At 71.4% G+C, this 15,695-nt stretch carries 18 protein-coding genes; 14 read left to right on the plus strand and 4 right to left on the minus strand.

Annotation, left to right across the window (positions count from 1 at the left end):
* The first annotated feature begins 34 nt into the window (after positions 1-34).
* The 4 genes from EZM51_RS06880 (at position 35) to EZM51_RS06895 (ending at position 2,163) form a co-directional block, all read left to right on the plus strand.
* Positions 35-532: an SRPBCC family protein gene (locus EZM51_RS06880; protein ID WP_211195838.1), complete on the plus strand. Its 498-nt coding sequence runs from the start codon at positions 35-37 to the stop codon at positions 530-532.
* Complete coding sequence (locus EZM51_RS06885; protein WP_136707506.1) at positions 529-945, plus strand: EVE domain-containing protein; 417 nt, start codon at positions 529-531, stop codon at positions 943-945. Before EZM51_RS06880 ends, EZM51_RS06885 begins: the two co-directional genes overlap by 4 nt.
* Positions 942-1,394 carry a MarR family transcriptional regulator gene (locus tag EZM51_RS06890; RefSeq protein ID WP_136707507.1) on the plus strand — a complete coding sequence of 151 codons (453 nt, stop codon included), beginning with the start codon at positions 942-944 and terminating at the stop codon, positions 1,392-1,394. The genes EZM51_RS06885 and EZM51_RS06890 overlap by 4 nt, the downstream gene beginning before the upstream one ends.
* Before the next feature lie 367 nt (positions 1,395-1,761).
* Positions 1,762-2,163 (plus strand): hypothetical protein, encoded by a 402-nt coding sequence (locus tag EZM51_RS06895; protein ID WP_136707508.1) that lies wholly within the window; start codon positions 1,762-1,764, stop codon positions 2,161-2,163.
* A gap of 54 nt (positions 2,164-2,217) precedes the next feature.
* Here EZM51_RS06895 and EZM51_RS06900 read toward each other — a convergent pair whose 3' ends face one another.
* Positions 2,218-3,528, minus strand: a complete 1,311-nt coding sequence (locus EZM51_RS06900; RefSeq protein WP_248305504.1) for a wax ester/triacylglycerol synthase domain-containing protein — start codon at positions 3,526-3,528, stop codon at positions 2,218-2,220.
* 88 nt (positions 3,529-3,616) lie between these two features.
* Between EZM51_RS06900 and purS the strand changes: the two genes are divergently transcribed.
* The gene (purS, locus tag EZM51_RS06905; RefSeq protein WP_136707509.1) at positions 3,617-3,952 is read left to right on the plus strand and encodes a phosphoribosylformylglycinamidine synthase subunit PurS; all 336 of its coding nucleotides are present in this window, start codon (positions 3,617-3,619) and stop codon (positions 3,950-3,952) included.
* 11 nt (positions 3,953-3,963) lie between these two features.
* The gene (gene purQ / locus EZM51_RS06910) at positions 3,964-4,662 is read left to right on the plus strand and encodes a phosphoribosylformylglycinamidine synthase subunit PurQ (RefSeq protein WP_136707510.1); all 699 of its coding nucleotides are present in this window, start codon (positions 3,964-3,966) and stop codon (positions 4,660-4,662) included.
* Between the two features lie 12 nt (positions 4,663-4,674).
* Here the strand turns inward: purQ and EZM51_RS06915 are convergent, their stop codons facing one another.
* Positions 4,675-5,940: a mechanosensitive ion channel domain-containing protein gene (locus tag EZM51_RS06915; RefSeq protein WP_136707511.1), complete on the minus strand. Its 1,266-nt coding sequence runs from the start codon at positions 5,938-5,940 to the stop codon at positions 4,675-4,677.
* Between the two features lie 109 nt (positions 5,941-6,049).
* Here EZM51_RS06915 and EZM51_RS06920 point away from each other — a divergent pair, with 109 nt between their 5' ends.
* The 3 genes from EZM51_RS06920 to EZM51_RS06930 all read left to right on the plus strand — a co-directional run bounded on the left by EZM51_RS06920 (position 6,050) and on the right by EZM51_RS06930 (position 9,143).
* On the plus strand, positions 6,050-7,399 hold the full coding sequence (locus EZM51_RS06920; RefSeq protein WP_136707512.1) for a DUF2254 domain-containing protein: 1,350 nt from the start codon (positions 6,050-6,052) through the stop codon (positions 7,397-7,399).
* A gap of 63 nt (positions 7,400-7,462) precedes the next feature.
* Positions 7,463-8,680 (plus strand): L-2-hydroxyglutarate oxidase, encoded by a 1,218-nt coding sequence (gene lhgO, locus EZM51_RS06925; protein WP_169053812.1) that lies wholly within the window; start codon positions 7,463-7,465, stop codon positions 8,678-8,680.
* A 112-nt stretch (positions 8,681-8,792) separates the two neighbouring features.
* Positions 8,793-9,143: a hypothetical protein gene (locus EZM51_RS06930; protein WP_136707514.1), complete on the plus strand. Its 351-nt coding sequence runs from the start codon at positions 8,793-8,795 to the stop codon at positions 9,141-9,143.
* A 127-nt stretch (positions 9,144-9,270) separates the two neighbouring features.
* On the opposite strand, the gene EZM51_RS06935 is transcribed toward EZM51_RS06930, so the two are convergent.
* Both EZM51_RS06935 and EZM51_RS06940 read right to left on the minus strand, forming a co-directional pair.
* Entirely contained in the window at positions 9,271-10,731 is a 1,461-nt protein-coding gene (locus EZM51_RS06935) for a catalase (protein ID WP_136707515.1), read from the minus strand.
* Positions 10,732-10,829: 98 nt separating this feature from the next.
* Positions 10,830-11,342, minus strand: coding sequence for a Fur family transcriptional regulator (locus tag EZM51_RS06940; RefSeq protein WP_136707516.1), 513 nt, complete (start codon positions 11,340-11,342; stop codon positions 10,830-10,832).
* 117 nt (positions 11,343-11,459) lie between these two features.
* Here EZM51_RS06940 and EZM51_RS06945 point away from each other — a divergent pair, with 117 nt between their 5' ends.
* From EZM51_RS06945 to EZM51_RS06965, 5 genes are all read left to right on the plus strand, one after another.
* Entirely contained in the window at positions 11,460-11,960 is a 501-nt protein-coding gene (locus EZM51_RS06945; RefSeq protein ID WP_136707517.1) for a tetratricopeptide repeat protein, read from the plus strand.
* 72 nt (positions 11,961-12,032) lie between these two features.
* Positions 12,033-12,494, plus strand: coding sequence for a DUF3817 domain-containing protein (locus EZM51_RS06950; protein WP_248305505.1), 462 nt, complete (start codon positions 12,033-12,035; stop codon positions 12,492-12,494).
* Between the two features lie 112 nt (positions 12,495-12,606).
* Entirely contained in the window at positions 12,607-14,937 is a 2,331-nt protein-coding gene (gene purL / locus EZM51_RS06955; RefSeq protein ID WP_136707519.1) for a phosphoribosylformylglycinamidine synthase subunit PurL, read from the plus strand.
* A 7-nt stretch (positions 14,938-14,944) separates the two neighbouring features.
* The gene (locus EZM51_RS06960) at positions 14,945-15,448 is read left to right on the plus strand and encodes an NUDIX domain-containing protein (protein ID WP_211195839.1); all 504 of its coding nucleotides are present in this window, start codon (positions 14,945-14,947) and stop codon (positions 15,446-15,448) included.
* A gap of 2 nt (positions 15,449-15,450) precedes the next feature.
* Complete coding sequence (locus EZM51_RS06965) at positions 15,451-15,693, plus strand: hypothetical protein (RefSeq protein WP_136707520.1); 243 nt, start codon at positions 15,451-15,453, stop codon at positions 15,691-15,693.
* Positions 15,694-15,695 lie beyond the last annotated feature (2 nt).

Raw genomic sequence — 15,695 nt, forward strand, 5'->3', positions numbered from 1 at the left:
TGACCTGAAGTTAGTATGCGCGCATACTAACTTCATGAGAACACTCGCAACGGGGAGCGCGACCTCGACGGCATCTGCCGACGGATTCTTCGCACGGTGGATCGACCACGACACCTGGTCGGAGTGGTCGCCCGACACCGAATGGGCCCGCGTCGAGGGCCCGGTCGCCACCGGAGCACGAGGCGTCCTGAAGCCGAAGGGCGGCCCCAGGACCCGCTTCACCGTCAGCGCCTGCACCCCGGGCCGGGAGTACACCGATACCGCCCGATTCCCGGGCGCGCGACTGGTGTTCCAGCACACGGCGGAAGCCGTGGGCGGCGAGACGGTACTGCGCGTGCTCGTCACCGTCGACGGCCGGCTCGCCCCGCTCTGGGCCGCCATCCTCGGCGGCGGATTCCGCGACAGCGTGCAGGCCGATCTCGACCGGCTCGTGGCGCTCGTCGAGGCGGCGGAGTCGTCGAAACCTGCACCGGTCCGCTCGCAGGCGGATGCGCAGCCCGCGTCCTCGCACACCACCGGCAGCTCGTCGTGAGCGCCTGGCTGGGTGTCGCGTCAGCCGAACACGTGCGCAGGGGGGTCTCGCTCGGCATCGCGCAGATCGGCCACGGCAGGCGAGCCGGTCTCGCTCGGATGCACGCCGGCGACACGATCGCCTACTACTCGCCGACCGAGCGCCTCGGCGACGGAGTGCCGCTCCGGCACTTCACCGCCATCGGCCGCATCGCCGACGACGTCATCTGGCAGGCGGACGAGGGCGACTTCCGCCCGTTCCGGCGGCGGGTCGAATGGACGGATGCCGCGCCCGTCGCCCTGGACGTGGTGCGCGACCGGCTCGCCCTCACCGCTCGACCGAACTGGGGCCATCTCCTGCGCCGCGGACTGGTGCCGCTCGACGACGCCGACGCGGCGGTGCTGGTCGACGCGATGAGGGATGCAGCGCGGTGAAGCGACGCCGACTCTCGACCGAGTTCGACGACGCCTCCGCGAGCCCCGGGCTGCTGCTCTGGCGGGTGACGAACGCCTGGCAGTCGGCCCAGCGCCACGCGCTCGCCCCGTTCGAGCTCACCCATGTGCAGTTCGTGCTGCTCGCCTCGCTCACCTGGCTCGAGGCCGACGAACCCGTCACCCAGGCCGATCTCGCCGAACACGCGGGGACCGACCGGATGATGACCTCCCAGGTGTTGCGCACCCTCGAGGAGAAGGGCCTCGTCGTCCGGGCCCCGCACCCGCGAGACGCACGAGCCCGGGCGCTGTCGGCCACCGACGCGGGGGCAGACCTGGCGAACCGCGCGAACGCGGCCGTCGAGGCGACCGACCGCGCGTTCTTCGGCCGACTCGGCGACGACGCCGGCGCGTTCTCGGACGCGCTCCGGCGGCTCGACGGGCGAACCTGAGACGACCTCATCCGGTCGGGCGGCACGGTGTCGGAGCGCCCGGTGGATTCGAGGGCGCTCTCGACGAGCGTCGAGGAGGTGCACCGCGGGCTCGCGGCCTCGCGGCCGCGCGGGACACCCTGCGCACGGTACTGACCGAGCGGCCGGGCTGGCGTAAGCGTACGGCCCGCATCCGCGAATCGAGACGATGCCATCCGCACCGTTGGAGCCGGCAACCGGTGCGGATGGCCTCAACTCGCGCCACCGCGCCACCCGCACCCGGGAACTACCAGCCCGAGGGCCCCTCTGGCAACCCCCGGCCGTCGGTTCGGGCGGCATCCGGGCTGCGCGCGTACCATGACCGGATCGTACGAGGAAGGGTGGAACCATGACCGACACGGACCGCACCATCGACGACGCGACCCGGGCCGCACGTGAGGCCGCCGAACGGGCGAAGGAGACCACGAGCGAGGCCGTCGAGGACCTCTCCGACATCGTGAGCGGCACCGCCGCCGAATCCGCCGACACGCTCTCGGACGGCGCGGCGCAGGCGAAGGACGCCGCGGCGGAGGCCGTCGAGGACGTGCGAGCCGCGGCCGCCGACGCCATGGACAAGATGACGACCCAGGCGAAGGAGGCGTTGGAGAACGCCAGGGAGGCCGCGGACGACGGCGTCACCTATGTGAAGGCGAAGTACCGCGAGAACCCGGCGCTCGTGATCGCGGTCGGCGCGGCCGCCCTCGTGGGGGTCGGCGCCGTCCTGAAGGCGCTCTTCGCGCGTCGCCGCTGACTCGCCGCCGCTGAGGCGTCCGCTGGTACGCCGCCGCGACGAGCCGCCGCCTCGTCACGCGAGCGTGGCGATGCGGTCGAACTCCTCCCCGAGGGCGCTCGCGAACACCTCGGCCGGCACGGCGTCGGCATCGCAGTGCACGGCGCAGCCGAGCATCCCGTCGTAGGAGAGCGCGGCGATCCCGAGCCGCACGTTGCCCTGGATCGCGGCGAGCGGCCAGACGCGCTCGAGCGGCGCTCCGGCGAGGGCGAGCGGATGCCGCGGCCCCGGCACGTTCGTCACGAACATGACGATGAAGCGCTGGTACCGCACGAGGCGCTTGAAGAGGCGGGTGCCGAACCGCGACCTGGTGAGCTCCAGCGAGCCGCGCGCGCGGGCGTCGCCCTTGCGCTCGCGGGTGAGTTCGGCGATGCGGCGCAGCCGGCGCGCGGGATCCGCCTCGCCGGTGGGCAGCGGCACGAGCATCACCCCCACGGCGTTCCCCGACCCGCGGCGTCGACCGAGCGCCACCGGCACGCTCACGGGCAGCGTCGGCGGCACGGGCTCGGCACGGGTTCGGAGCGTCGCCTCGGTTGCCGCGGCCACGGCCGACAGCAGCGCGTCGTTGACGGTCGCTCCCGCCGTGGCCGCGCCCGCGGCGAGCGCCTCGAGCGGCGCGTCGACGAAGGCGACGCCGCGCCGCGGACCGATCGGCCCCAGCAGCACGGTGCGGGGCACCGCCCGGCGGAACACCGCGACCGTTCGCTCCACGCCCGATGCGAGCGTCTCCAGTCGGGCTCGCATGCCGCGCCGCGTCGGGCCGGACGGCTCGCCGGAGCCGGATGCAGCGGCCTCACGGCCGACGGATGCCGCGGCGGCATCCGTCATCGCCTGCGCCTCGTCGGCTCGCAGCAGGTCCCCGACCAGCCGCACCGCGGCGAGTCCGTCGGCCACCGCGTGATGGATGCGGAGCACGAAGCCCACGCGTGCCGGCGCCACGCCGGGCACGACGAGCACCTCCCAGAGCGGCCGGTCCAGCGGCAAGGGGGTGACCGTGAGCCGAGCACACAGCGCCTCGAATCCGGCGCGGCCGTCGACCGGCGCGACGAGCCGCACGTGGCGGTCGAGGTCGGGCTCCGTCGCCTCCCACACGAGGTGGCGGCCGTCGCGAACGACGCGTTGCGAGAGCCGCGGCGCCGAGGGGATGCGCGCGGCCAGCGCGACACGCAGCGCCGCCGGATCGGCCGCGCCGTCGGCTCCGATCGGCCCGCCGGGCGCGAGGATTCCGGCCATCAGGAACGCGTTCACCTGGTCGGGCGCGTCGAGCACGACGTTCGACGCGTCCGCCGCCGAGAGCCGTTCCCGCACACCCGATGGGACCGCCACGCAGGCAGTCTACGGCGGGCGACGATCGGCCCGCCGGTGCCCGGTAGAATCGAGGCATCCACCCCTCGACACCGGACGGAGAACCTCGGTGCCCACCATCGTCGTCGACGTGATGCCCAAGGCCGAACTGCTCGACCCCCAGGGGAAGGCCGTCGCCGGAGCCCTCGCCCGCACCGGACACACCGGCTTCACCGGTGTGCGCATCGGCAAGCGCTTCGAGCTCACCGTCGACGGACCCGTCGACGACGAGTTGCGCGCCGGCGTGAAGCAGATCGCCGAGGAGATCCTCTCCAACTCGGTCATCGAAGACGTGGTCGGCATCCACTACGTGGAGTCCAACGTCGAACTCGCCGAGGAATCGCTCGAGTCGGCGGCCGAGCACGCCGACGAGGGCTACGTCGCGCCCGCCGGCGAGACGCACTGAGGCGGGCCGACATGCGCATCGGCGTCATCACCTTCCCCGGCTCGCTCGACGACCGCGACGCACAGCGCGCGGTACGGCTCGCGGGCGCCGAGCCGGTGGCCCTCTGGCACGGCTCGCACGACCTCGAGGGCGTCGACGCCCTCATCCTGCCCGGCGGATTCAGCTACGGCGACTACCTGCGCTGCGGCGCGATCGCCTCGCTCAGCCCCATCATGAGCGAGGTGACGGATGCCGCGAACAAGGGCATGCCCGTGCTCGGCATCTGCAATGGCTTCCAGATGCTCACCGAGGCGCACCTGCTCGAGGGCGGCCTGATCCGCAACGACCACGGCACCTTCATCTGCCGCGACCAGAAGCTGCGCGTCGAGAGCTCGTCGACCGACTGGACGACCGGGTTCGAGCAGGGGCAGGAGATCACGATCCCGTTGAAGAACGGCGAGGGCGGGTTCATCGCCTCGGAGGAGACGCTCGACCGGCTCGAAGGCGAGGGTCGCGTCGTGTTCCGTTACGTCGACGTGAACCCCAACGGATCGCTGCGTGACATCGCGGGCATCACGAACGCGCGCGGCAACGTCGTCGGCCTGATGCCGCATCCCGAGCACGCGGTCGAGCCGGGCTTCGGCCCCGACACCGCCGCGGCCATGCGTTCGGGCGTCGACGGGCTCGGGTTCTTCACGAGCGTCGTGCGGCGCGCGCTCGTCGAGGCGTAGCGACCGCGGACCTCAGCCGTCCTCGCCCCTGCCGCGATGGCGCTCGTCGTCGGTTCGGGCGAGCTCGACGTCGTCGGGGGTCATCACCGGCACCGCCTGCGTGAACTCCGACGCGCGTTCTTCGGCGTCGCGTGTGCCCGAGAACAGGCCCGCTCGCGCGGTGTCGGCCTGCCCCGGCTCGCCTTCGGTGCGGGTCGAGGTTCCGCCGGTCATCCGTCGCAGCTCCGCCTCGTGTGATGCTGCGCCGCTGCCGACGAGCACGCGCTGTCGGGGAAGCGCCGCCCGGTCCGTCCTGCTGATCCAGTCCACGAGCGCTTCGCGCACCAGACAGCGCAGGTCCCACAGCGCAGCGGAATCGTTCGCGCTCACGAGCACCCGCACGCGCACGTGGCCGCCGGTCGCGTCGGTGACCTGGAGCACCGAGGTTCGCCCATCCCAGAGTTCCGTGCCCGCGAGCACGCGGTCGAGCTCACCGCGCATCTCGCCGGTGGAGACCCGCCAGTCGACATCGAGTTCGACGGCGCCGATGAGTGCGCTTCCGTACCTGGTCCAGTTCTCGAAGGGCCGCGTCGTGAAGTAGGTGCACGGGAGCACCACGGTGCGCTGGTCCCAGGTGACGACCACGACGTACGTGAGCGTGATCTCGCGAACGCGCCCCCACTCGCCCTCCACCACGACGACGTCATCCACGCGAATCGCCTCGCTGAACGCGATCTGCACACCCGCGAACAGGTTGGCGAGCACCGACTGCGCCGCGAGGCCCGCCACGATCGATGCGACGCCGGCCGATGCCAGCACCGATGCGCCGAGTGCGCGCACGCCTTCGAACGTGAACAGGATGACGCCGATCGCGAGCACCACGATGATGACGACCACGAGGCGTCGGATGATCTGCAGCTGTGTGCGGGCGCGCCGCGCGACGCGGTTGTCGGCGACGTCGATGTCGTAGCGGCGGACGCCGAGGTCGGCCAGGAAGAGGAACGCCTGGCACGCCAGCCAGGCACCCGCCGCGATCAGCGCGATGAGGAACGCATGGTCGACCGGCCCTCGCCACTCGGCGTCGCGGAACGCGACCGCGACCGCGACCCACAGCCCCACGACGAGGAGGACCGTCCGGAACGGCCAACGGACGCGGTCGATCAGGATCGCCGCCCAGTCGCGGCGCCGGGCGATGGCCCGGACGACGGCCGACGCCGTCCACGAGAGCAGGAGGACCGCGGCCACGACGGCGACCAGCGCGATCGCGAAGGCGGACCAGGACTGCCAGCTCGAACCCATCGTTCCAGCCTTGCGCGCCATCGACCGGGACGCAAACCGACCTCGTCGACCCGGCGACCGCCTCGCCCGCGCGGCCCCGCCGCGACTACGGTGGAAGGCGGGGGCACGCATGGCAGCGAACAGCGACAACGGATTCCGTCGACGGTGGGCCGTGTGGTCCGAGGCGATCGCGTCCCGGCTGTGGCCGATCCCGATGGCGGCGGTCATCGCCGGCGTCGTGCTCGGCATCGCGATCCCCGAGCTCGATCGGGCCGTCGACGAGTCGCTGCCCGAGAACGTGACCGCCGTGCTCTTCAGCGGCGGCACGGAAGCCGCCCGCGCCGTGCTCTCGGCGATCGCGGGATCGCTCATCACGGCGACCTCCCTGACCTTCTCGCTGACCGTCGTCGCGCTGCAGCTCGCCAGCAGCCAGGCCTCGCCACGCCTGCTCCGGATGTTCGCGTCCGACCGCATGGTGCACGCGACGCTGGCGCTGTTCCTCGGCACCTTCGCCTACTCCCTCGCCGTGCTGCGGACGGTCTCGGACGCCGACGGCGAGCCGTTCGTGCCGCGCATGGGCGTGACCATCGCCTCGATGCTCACGCTCGCGAGCGTGATCATGCTCACCTTCTTCCTGGCGCACCTGGCACGGCAGCTGCGCGTGGAGACCATGCTTCGCGACGTGCACGAGGAGACGCAGCGCACGATCCGGCTCGCCGCCGAGACGCCGCACACGGCCGCCGACCGCGTGCCGGACGCACCGGCCGTCGGCACACGGAGCGTTCTCGCGTCGCGTTCGGGGTTCGTCACGGGCGTCGACCGGAACGCGATCCTCGAGGTCGCCGCGGAGCACGACCTCGTGGTGCGCGAGCTCCGCACGGTGGGGTCGAGCGTGATCGAAGGCCGCCCGATGCTCGAGTGGTGGGCGCGCGAGCCCCGAACCCTGCTCGGTCCCGACACGCTGCGACAGGTCGACGACCGGCTGGGCGGCGCGGTTCGCATCGGCTACGAGCGCACGCCCACCCAGGACGTCGGGTTCGGCCTGCGTCAACTCGTCGACATCGCGGTGCGGGCGCTGTCGCCCGGGGTCAACGACCCGACCACGGCCGTGCATGCCCTCAGCCACATCTCCGCCGTGCTCGCGGAACTCGACCGGATGCCCCCCGAGCCGCCGGCGCTCGCCGACGAGCACGGGATGCCGCGGCTGGTGCAGTCGCAGCACGAGTTCGTCGACCTCCTCGAGCTCGCCGTCGAGCAGCCCCGGCGCTATGGCGCTTCCGACCCCGACGTGGCGGCTCGCCTCTTCCAGATGCTCGAGGAGCTCGCCGAGTGCGTGCGGCAGCCCGAGCGGCGATCGGCGATCCGGTCGCAACTCGATCGGCTCGAGGCATCCGTCGCCGATGGCGGCTACGACGCCGAGGAGCGCGAACGGTTCGCCCGGCTCGGCAGGGACGTGCGAACCCGACTGACGAGCAACTGAACCGCGGATGCCGCGTGCCGCGAGCCATTGCCCCGGCCGCACGTCGCCGGGATGCTGGAGGGTGTGACGGCAGAGCGCATCGGGATCATCGGCGGCGGCATCGTCGGCATCGCACTGGCCCGAGAGCTCGCGCGACGCGGGATGGGCGACGTGACCGTGTTCGAGAAGGAGCGGCGACTCGCCGAGCACCAGACCGGCCGCAACTCCGGTGTCGTGCACGCGGGTCTCTACTACCGGCCCGGCTCGCTCAAGGCGGAGCTCTGCGCTGCGGGCCGGGTCGCGATCCGGGAGTTCTGCGAGGAGAAGCGGCTCCCCTACCGCGAGATCGGCAAGCTCGTGGTCGCCGTCGACGAGTCCGAGCTTCCCGCCCTCGCCGAGATCGAGCGGCGCTCGGTCGCGAACGGCGTGCCCGGACTCGCCCGGATCGACGACGTCGCGCGGCTGCGTGAGATCGAACCGCATGTCGCGGGCGTGGCCGCAGTGCACTCCCCGCACACGGCGGTCGTCGACTACGTCGAGATCACGGAGGCGATGGCGCAGGATGTCCGCGCCGCCGGCGGCGACATCCGCCTCGGCCAGGAGGTCGTCGGCCTCGACCTCGAGACCGGTCGCGTGCGGCTGCGCACCGAGATCTCCGAGCAGGTGTTCGACCGGGTCATCGCGTGCGCAGGCCTGCAGTCCGACGTCGTGGCGCGGATGGCGGGTGCCGACCCGTCGCCGAAGATCCTCCCGTTCCGGGGCGAGTACTGGGAGCTCGCACCCGACCGCACCCATCTCGTGAACGGCATGATCTACCCCGTGCCCGATCCGCGATTCCCGTTCCTCGGCGTGCACTTCACCCGCGGCGTGTACGACGACGTGCACGTGGGGCCGAACGCCGTGCCCGCGCTCGCGCGGGAGGGCTACCGGTGGCTCGCGGTCTCGCCGCGCGACACGTGGGCGTCGCTGACCTGGCCGGGGGCCGGCGCCCTCGCGAGGCAGCACTGGCGCATGGGCGTCGATGAGATCAGTGCGTCGCTGATCAAGTCCCGGTACCTGCGCAAGGCGCGACGCTTCGTGCCCGAGTTGCGCGGCTCCGACCTCGTCGCCAAGACGGCCGCGGGCGTGCGGGCGCAGGCCTGGGGTCGCGACGGGTCGCTGCTCGACGACTTCGCGGTCGACCAGGTCGGCCCCGTGACGCTGCTTCGCAATGCGCCGTCTCCGGCCGCCACGTCGTCGATCGCGATCGCCCGGTACCTGGTCGACCACCACGTCGCCGGGCGTGCGACCGCGGGTGGGTGACTCGTCCTCGACAGGCCGGTGCGGCACGTCGACGATCGGCGCGCTGAACGTGGAAGACCTCGAGCGTGGGGGCGGCATGGCATTCTGGCCGTGAACGCGTCAGGATGGAGAGGTGCTCGAGGTGACGGAAGCCCAGGTCTGGACGATGATCGGCGTCTTCACGACACTGATGCTGGGCACCCTCACGATCATCGCAACGCTGTTCGTGCGGGTCCTGCGATCGGAGATCGGCTCCGTCCGCGGCGAGATCGGCTCCGTCCGCGGCGAGATCGGCTCCGTCCGCGGCGAGATCGGCTCCGAAATCGCCTCCGTGCGCCGCGAGATCGGCTCGTTCCGTTCGGAGATGAACGCCCGCTTCGAGGCCGTCGACGCGCGGTTCGACTCGGTGAATTCCCGCATCGACGGACTCGATCGCGACGTGCAGGCCCTCGTGAAGCACACCTTCGGACTCGATCGGGGTTGACCGGGCCCTCCGACGTTCTCCCGTTCCCGTCGCGATCCGGGCTCATTCAGCCACGGGCGGCCCCGACCCGCACACGCGAGCGCCCGGCCCCCTCGAGGAGGCCGGGCGCTCGCGGCATCCGCTCGACCTACGCGGCGGATGCCTCGGTGCCGACGGCGGCCCGCAATGCCGCGCCGAGCTCGGCGTCGACGTTCGTCCAGTACTGGAAGAACCGCTCGCGGATCGCCTCGACCGTGATGGCGTTGCCCTGGCCGGTGAGCGTCGCGAGGAACCGCGCCTTCGCCTCGGCGGTGAACACGTCGCGGTAGAGGGTGCCGGCCTGGCCGAAGTCGTCGTCCTCGGCGTGCAGGGTCGCCGCGGCCCGCGTGAGCGCACCGTCGGACTCCCAGCTGCCCTCGCCCGCGCGAGCCGGGTCGGCGACGGGGCCGCCGAACGAGTTCGGCGCGTACACCGGCACATCGGGGTGGTTGAAGCCGTGCCGCTGGGCGCCGTCCTGCGAGTAGTTGTGCACGGATGCCGCGTGCGGCGCATTCACCGGGAGTTGGTTGTAGTTCGTGCCGACGCGGTAGCGCTGCGCGTCGGGGTAGCTGAACACGCGGGCCATGAGCATCTTGTCGGGACTGATGTCGATGCCGGGCACGAGGTTCGCGGGCGAGAACGCCGCCTGCTCGATCTCGGCGAAGAAGTTCTGCGGGTTTCGGTTCAGCGTGAAGTGGCCGACCTTGATGCGCGGGTAGTCCTGCTTCGACCAGGTCTTCGTCAGGTCGAACGGGTTGAAGCGGTAGGTCTTCGCCTCCTCGTACGGCATGACCTGCACGTACACGTCCCAGGTCGGGAACTCGCCGCGCTCGATCGCCTCGTGCAGGTCGCGCCGGTAGTAGTCGGCGTCGGCCCCGGCGATGGCCTCGGCCTCGTCGGCTCCGAGGTGCAGGTCGCCCTGGCGGGAGAGGAAGTGGTACTGCACCCAGAATCGCTCGCCGGCGGCGTTGATCCACTGGTACGTGTGCGACCCGTAGCCGTTCATGGTGCGCCACGACTGCGGGAGGCCCCGGTCGCCCATGAGGTAGGTCACCTGGTGCGCCGATTCGGGCGAGAGCGTCCAGAAGTCCCACTGCATGTCGGCGTCGCGCAGGCCCGAACCGGGCAAGCGCTTCTGCGAGTGGATGAAGTCGGGGAACTTGATCCCGTCGCGGATGAAGAACACCGGGGTGTTGTTGCCGACGATGTCGTAGTTGCCCTCGGTCGTGTAGAACTTCAGGGCGTAGCCGCGCACGTCGCGCCAGGTGTCGGGCGAGCCCTGCTCACCGGCGACCGACGAGAAACGCAGCAGCATCTCGCTCGTCGCGCCGGGCTGGAACACGGCCGCACGCGTGTACTGCGAGACGTCCTCGGTCACGACGAACTCGCCGAACGCACCGCCGCCCTTCGCGTGCACGATGCGCTCGGGGATGCGCTCGCGGTTGAACTGGGCGAGCTTCTCGACGAGGTAGCGGTCGTGCAGCACGGTGGCGCCGTCGGCGCCGGCCGTGAGGGAGTGCGCGTCGCTTGCGACCGGGGCGCCGGTCTGCGTGGTCGTGTAGTCCGTCATGACTTCCTTTTCTCTCGTGGCCCAGGGCTTTCCGGGCACGTCTGGGCGACCGGGTCGACGATGATCCGGTCGGGTCTTCGGGCGGGCGGATGCCGCGGCTAGGTCGACTCGGCGATCGCCGCCGCCGCCGCCGCGTCGGCTTCGGCTTCGGCTTCGGCTTGGGCGCAGGCGGGACAGGTGCCCCAGAAGGTCACCTCGGCCTCGGCGACCCGGAACCCGCGGGTGCTGCTCGGCGTGAGGCACGCCTGCTCGCCGAGCACGCAGTCGACGTCCTCGACCCGCCCGCACTCGCGGCACACGAGGTGGTGGTGGTTGTCGCCGACGCGGCGTTCGTACCGGGCGGATGACCCGGCCGGCTCGATGCGCCGCACGAGGCCGGCGTCGGCGAAGGCACCGAGCACGCCGTAGACGGCCTGCAGCGAGGTGGTGGGCAGTTCGCCCTGCACGGCTCGGAACACCGTGTCGGCATCGGCGTGCGGATGCTCCGCGAGCGCTCGCAGCACCGCGACGCGTGGCCCGGTGACCTTGAGGCCGACGTCGCGCAGCGTGTGCGCGAGCGGGTCGTGGCCGTGCGATGCGGCCGCGTTCGCGGCGGCATCCGTCGAGGTCATGCCCTCACCGTATCGGTTGTCTTGAATCATTCAAAACATCTGTGGATCCCTCGGGTCCGCGCCCCCATCGGTCGCGACGACGCCGGCTCCTACGGTCCCGCACGGCAGGATGGGACGATGACCTCGACCGAGCTGCAGACCACCCTGCGCGCCATCTTCGATGCGCGCGACCGCGCGAACATGCAACCGACCATCGCCGCGTTCCTCGCCGTGCTCGCCGAGCATCCCGACGAGCCCGAGGTGCTCTACGAGGTGGGAGGCGCCTACGACACCGCGGGCGACGAGGAGCGGGCCCTCGGCTACTACGAGCGGGCCATGGCCCTGGGACTCGAGGGCGACACGCTTCGCCGCTGCCTGCTGCAGTACGGGTCGACGCTGCGCAACCTCGGGCGCAACGACGAGTCGATCGCCGCGTTCGAGCGGGCGCGCACCGAGTTCCCCGAGTCGGACTCGCTGCGCGTCTTCCACGCGCTGACGTTGCACGCGGCCGGTCGGAGCGACGCCGCCGTCGCCACGCTGCTGGAGCTCGTCGCCGACCGCGTCCGCACGCCCGAGCTCACCCGCTACGAGGCGGCGATCCGAGGGAACGCCGCATACCTCGCCGAGCTCGACGGCTGATCAACCCTTCGTTCGATGCGGCGGCACGGCTGCGCCTGCGACGATGGAGGAACCCCCGACCCTGGAGCATCCGTGTCACCGAAGCGCCTCTTCCGCACCCTCGCCATCGCCGAAGCCGTCACCTGGACCGGCCTCATCATCGCCCTGATCCTGAAGTACGCCGCCGGCTTCGACGGCGCGCTCTTCCCGGCGGGCGCGGTGCACGGGTTCGTGTTCCTCGGTTACGCGTTCACCGCCGTACTCGTGGGCGTCAACCAGCGGTGGAGCGTCGGACTCATCGCGTTCGGGGTGCTCACGGCGATCGTGCCCTACGCGACCATCCCGTTCGAGCTGTGGCTCATCCGCCGCGGCCGACTCGACGGTGACTGGCGGCGCGAGGCGACCGAGCACCCGGCCGACGGCAGCTGGGTGAACCGGATGCTCCGCTGGTTCCTCGCGCGTCCGGTGCTGCTCACCGTGGTCGCGGTGCTCGGCATCGCCGCGGTGTTCACGATGCTGCTCATCGTCGGCCCGCCCGGAGGTCGCGAGGCCTGAGCCCCGAAGCCCGAGCATCCGCGCTGCTCAGGTGAGCAGCGCGGGTAGACTTGCACGGTCAGGCATCCGCCCGCGGCATCCGCCCGCCGCCGTTCTCTGGAGCTCGCCACTCGTGACCACCGAAGCATCCGCCACGACCGCTGCCCCGACGCCGGTGCTCGACACCGTCGAGGTCGCGCAGTCGACGCCCGAGAAGGAGCAGCCGTACGCCGCGCTGGGCCTGAAGCCCGACGAGTACGAGCGCATCCGCAACATCCTCGGCCGCCGCCCGACGAGCGCCGAGCTCGCGATGTACTCCGTGATGTGGAGCGAGCACGCCTCCTACAAGTCGAGCAAGATCTACCTGCGCCAGTTCGGCAAGAAGGTCACGCCCGAGATGAAGCAGCACCTCATGGTCGGCATCGGCGAGAACGCCGGCGTGCTCGACATCGGCGAGGGCTGGGCCGTGACGTTCAAGATCGAGTCGCACAACCATCCGTCGTTCATCGAACCGTTCCAGGGCGCCGCCACGGGCGTCGGCGGCATCGTGCGCGACATCATCTCGATGGGCGCGCGCCCCGTCGCCGTCATGGATGCACTGCGCTTCGGCGCCATCGACCACCCCGACACCGCGCGGGTCGTGCACGGCGTCGTCTCGGGCATCAGCTTCTACGGCAACTGCCTCGGCCTGCCGAACATCGGCGGCGAGACCTGGTTCGACCCGACCTACCAGAAGAACCCGCTCGTGAACGCGCTCGCGGTGGGCGTGCTGCGCCACGAGGACCTGCACCTGGCCAATGCCAAGGGCGTGGGCAACAAGGTCGTGCTCTTCGGCGCCCGCACCGGCGGCGACGGCATCGGCGGCACGTCGATCCTCGCGTCCGACACCTTCGCCGAGGGCGGCCCGACCAAGCGCCCGGCGGTGCAGGTCGGCGACCCGTTCGCCGAGAAGGTGCTCATCGAGTGCTGCCTCGAGCTCTTCAAGGGCGATCTCGTCGAGGGCATCCAAGACCTGGGTGCCGCCGGCATCTCGTGCGCCACGTCAGAGCTGGCGGCGAACGGCGACGGCGGCATGTCGATCGTGCTCGACGACGTGCTGCTGCGCGACCCGACGCTCACTCCCGAGGAGATCCTCATGAGCGAGAGCCAGGAGCGCATGATGGCGATCGTGCGCCCCGAGAAGCTCGACGGCTTCCTCGAGGTCGTGAAGAAGTGGGACGTCGAGACGAGCGTGCTCGGCGAGGTCACCGACAGCGGGCGCCTCTCCATCACGTGGCGCGGCCAGGAGATCGTGAACGTCGACCCGCGCACCGTCGCCGTCGACGGCCCCGTGTACGAACGCCCCGTCGCGTACCCGTCGTATCAGGACGCGCTGCAGGCCGACGGGGCATCCGACCTCGAACGCCCGTCCACGCCCGAGGCCCTGCGCGAGCAGTTCCTCCAGCTCATCGGGTCGCCGAACCAGGCGGATGTCGCGTGGGTCACGAACCAGTACGACACGTACGTGATGGGCAACACCGCACTGAGCCATCCAGACGACGGCGGCATGATCCGCGTCGACGAGGAGTCGGGCCTCGGCGTCGCCCTCGCGACCGACGCGAACGGGCGCTACTCGCAGCTCGACCCGCGCGAGGGCGCGAAGCTCGCGCTCGCCGAGGCGTATCGCAACGTCGCCGTGACGGGCGCGAAGCCCATGGGCATCTCGGACTGCCTGAACTTCGGTTCCCCCGAGAACCCCGAGGTCATGTGGCAGTTTTCCGAGACGATCGAGGGCCTGAGCGACGGATGCCTCGAGCTCGGCATTCCCGTCACGGGCGGCAACGTGTCGTTCTACAACCAGACGGGTGACGTCCCGATCCACCCGACACCCGTGATCGCCGTGCTCGGCGTGATCGACGACGTCGCGCGTCGCGTGCCGAGCGGCTGGCAGGACGACGGCCACAACATCTACCTCCTCGGCGACACCCGCGCGGAGCTCGATGGCTCGGCATGGGCGGGCGTCGTGCACGACCACCTCGGCGGTCGTCCGCCGTCGGTCAACCTGCTGCGTGAGAAAGCGCTCGCCGAACTGCTGCAGGCCGCGGCGCTCGAGGGTCTCATCGACTCGGCGCACGACCTCAGCGACGGTGGCCTCGCGGTCGCGCTCGCCGAGGCGGTCGGCCGCTTCGGTGTCGGCGCGCGCATCATACTCGACGAGGTGCTGCAGGATGCCGGCATCGACGCGGCCACCGCGCTCTTCTCCGAGTCGACGGGTCGGGTCATCGTGTCGGTGCCCCGTGAGGACGACGTGAAGTTCCGCGGTCTCTGCGACGGCCGCGGCTACCCGGTTCGCCGCATCGGCGTGACGGATGCCGCGTCGGACGCGCTCGAGGTGCAGGGCCTGTTCACCGTGCCGGTCGACGAGCTCCTCGCCGTGAACCGTGCGCCGCTCGCCGACGCGTTCGGCCCGATCGTCGGATACTGAGCGGCCGGTGACCGATCCGCGCCTCGCCCGCCAGACGTACCCCGCGCTCTATGCGGCGGAGCACGGCGGGTTCAGCGTGGTGCCGGCGGCGTACGTGTTCCTCGTCGAGGGCGGCCGCGTGCTGCTGCAGCTGCGGGCCGGCACGGGATACTACGACGACTGGTGGGCGGCGTCGGCTGCCGGCCACGTCGAGGCGGGCGAACCGGTGACCTCGGCGATCGTGCGCGAGGCATCCGAGGAGCTCGGCGTCACCCTCGCCGAGCGCGAGCTCGAGCCGCTCACGACCATGCACCGCACGGCGCCCACCGGGCTCGCCGTCGACCAGCGCGTCGACTTCTTCTTCGCGTGCCGCACCTGGCACGGCACCCCGGCATTGCAGGAGGAGAAGGCCGCCGACCTGCGCTGGTTCGACCTCGATGCGCTGCCCGAGCAGACCGTGCACCACGAGCGGTTCGTGCTCGAGGGCTGGCGCGACGGCACGCTGCCCGCGATCACGGCGTTCGGGTTCTGATCATGGAGCTCGTGCTGCCGATCCTCGGGGCCGTGTTCGCGGCGACGCTCGTCGTCGGCATGACCGTGCGCGCCGTCCGCGCACCGCGGGGCCAGCGGTTCCGGGCCGCCTTCGGGCCGATCATGGGGGCGGGCGAGACCTACCAGGAACTGCACACGGGCCAGAGGGGCCTGCAGGACTCGGTCATCGAGTCGATCCAGGAGTCCGAGGTGCGCCCGTCGCGCACAGACAGCGACGACCGCTGAGC

It is taken from the genome of Agromyces sp. H66, assembly GCF_004959775.1.
Lineage (GTDB): Bacteria > Actinomycetota > Actinomycetes > Actinomycetales > Microbacteriaceae > Agromyces.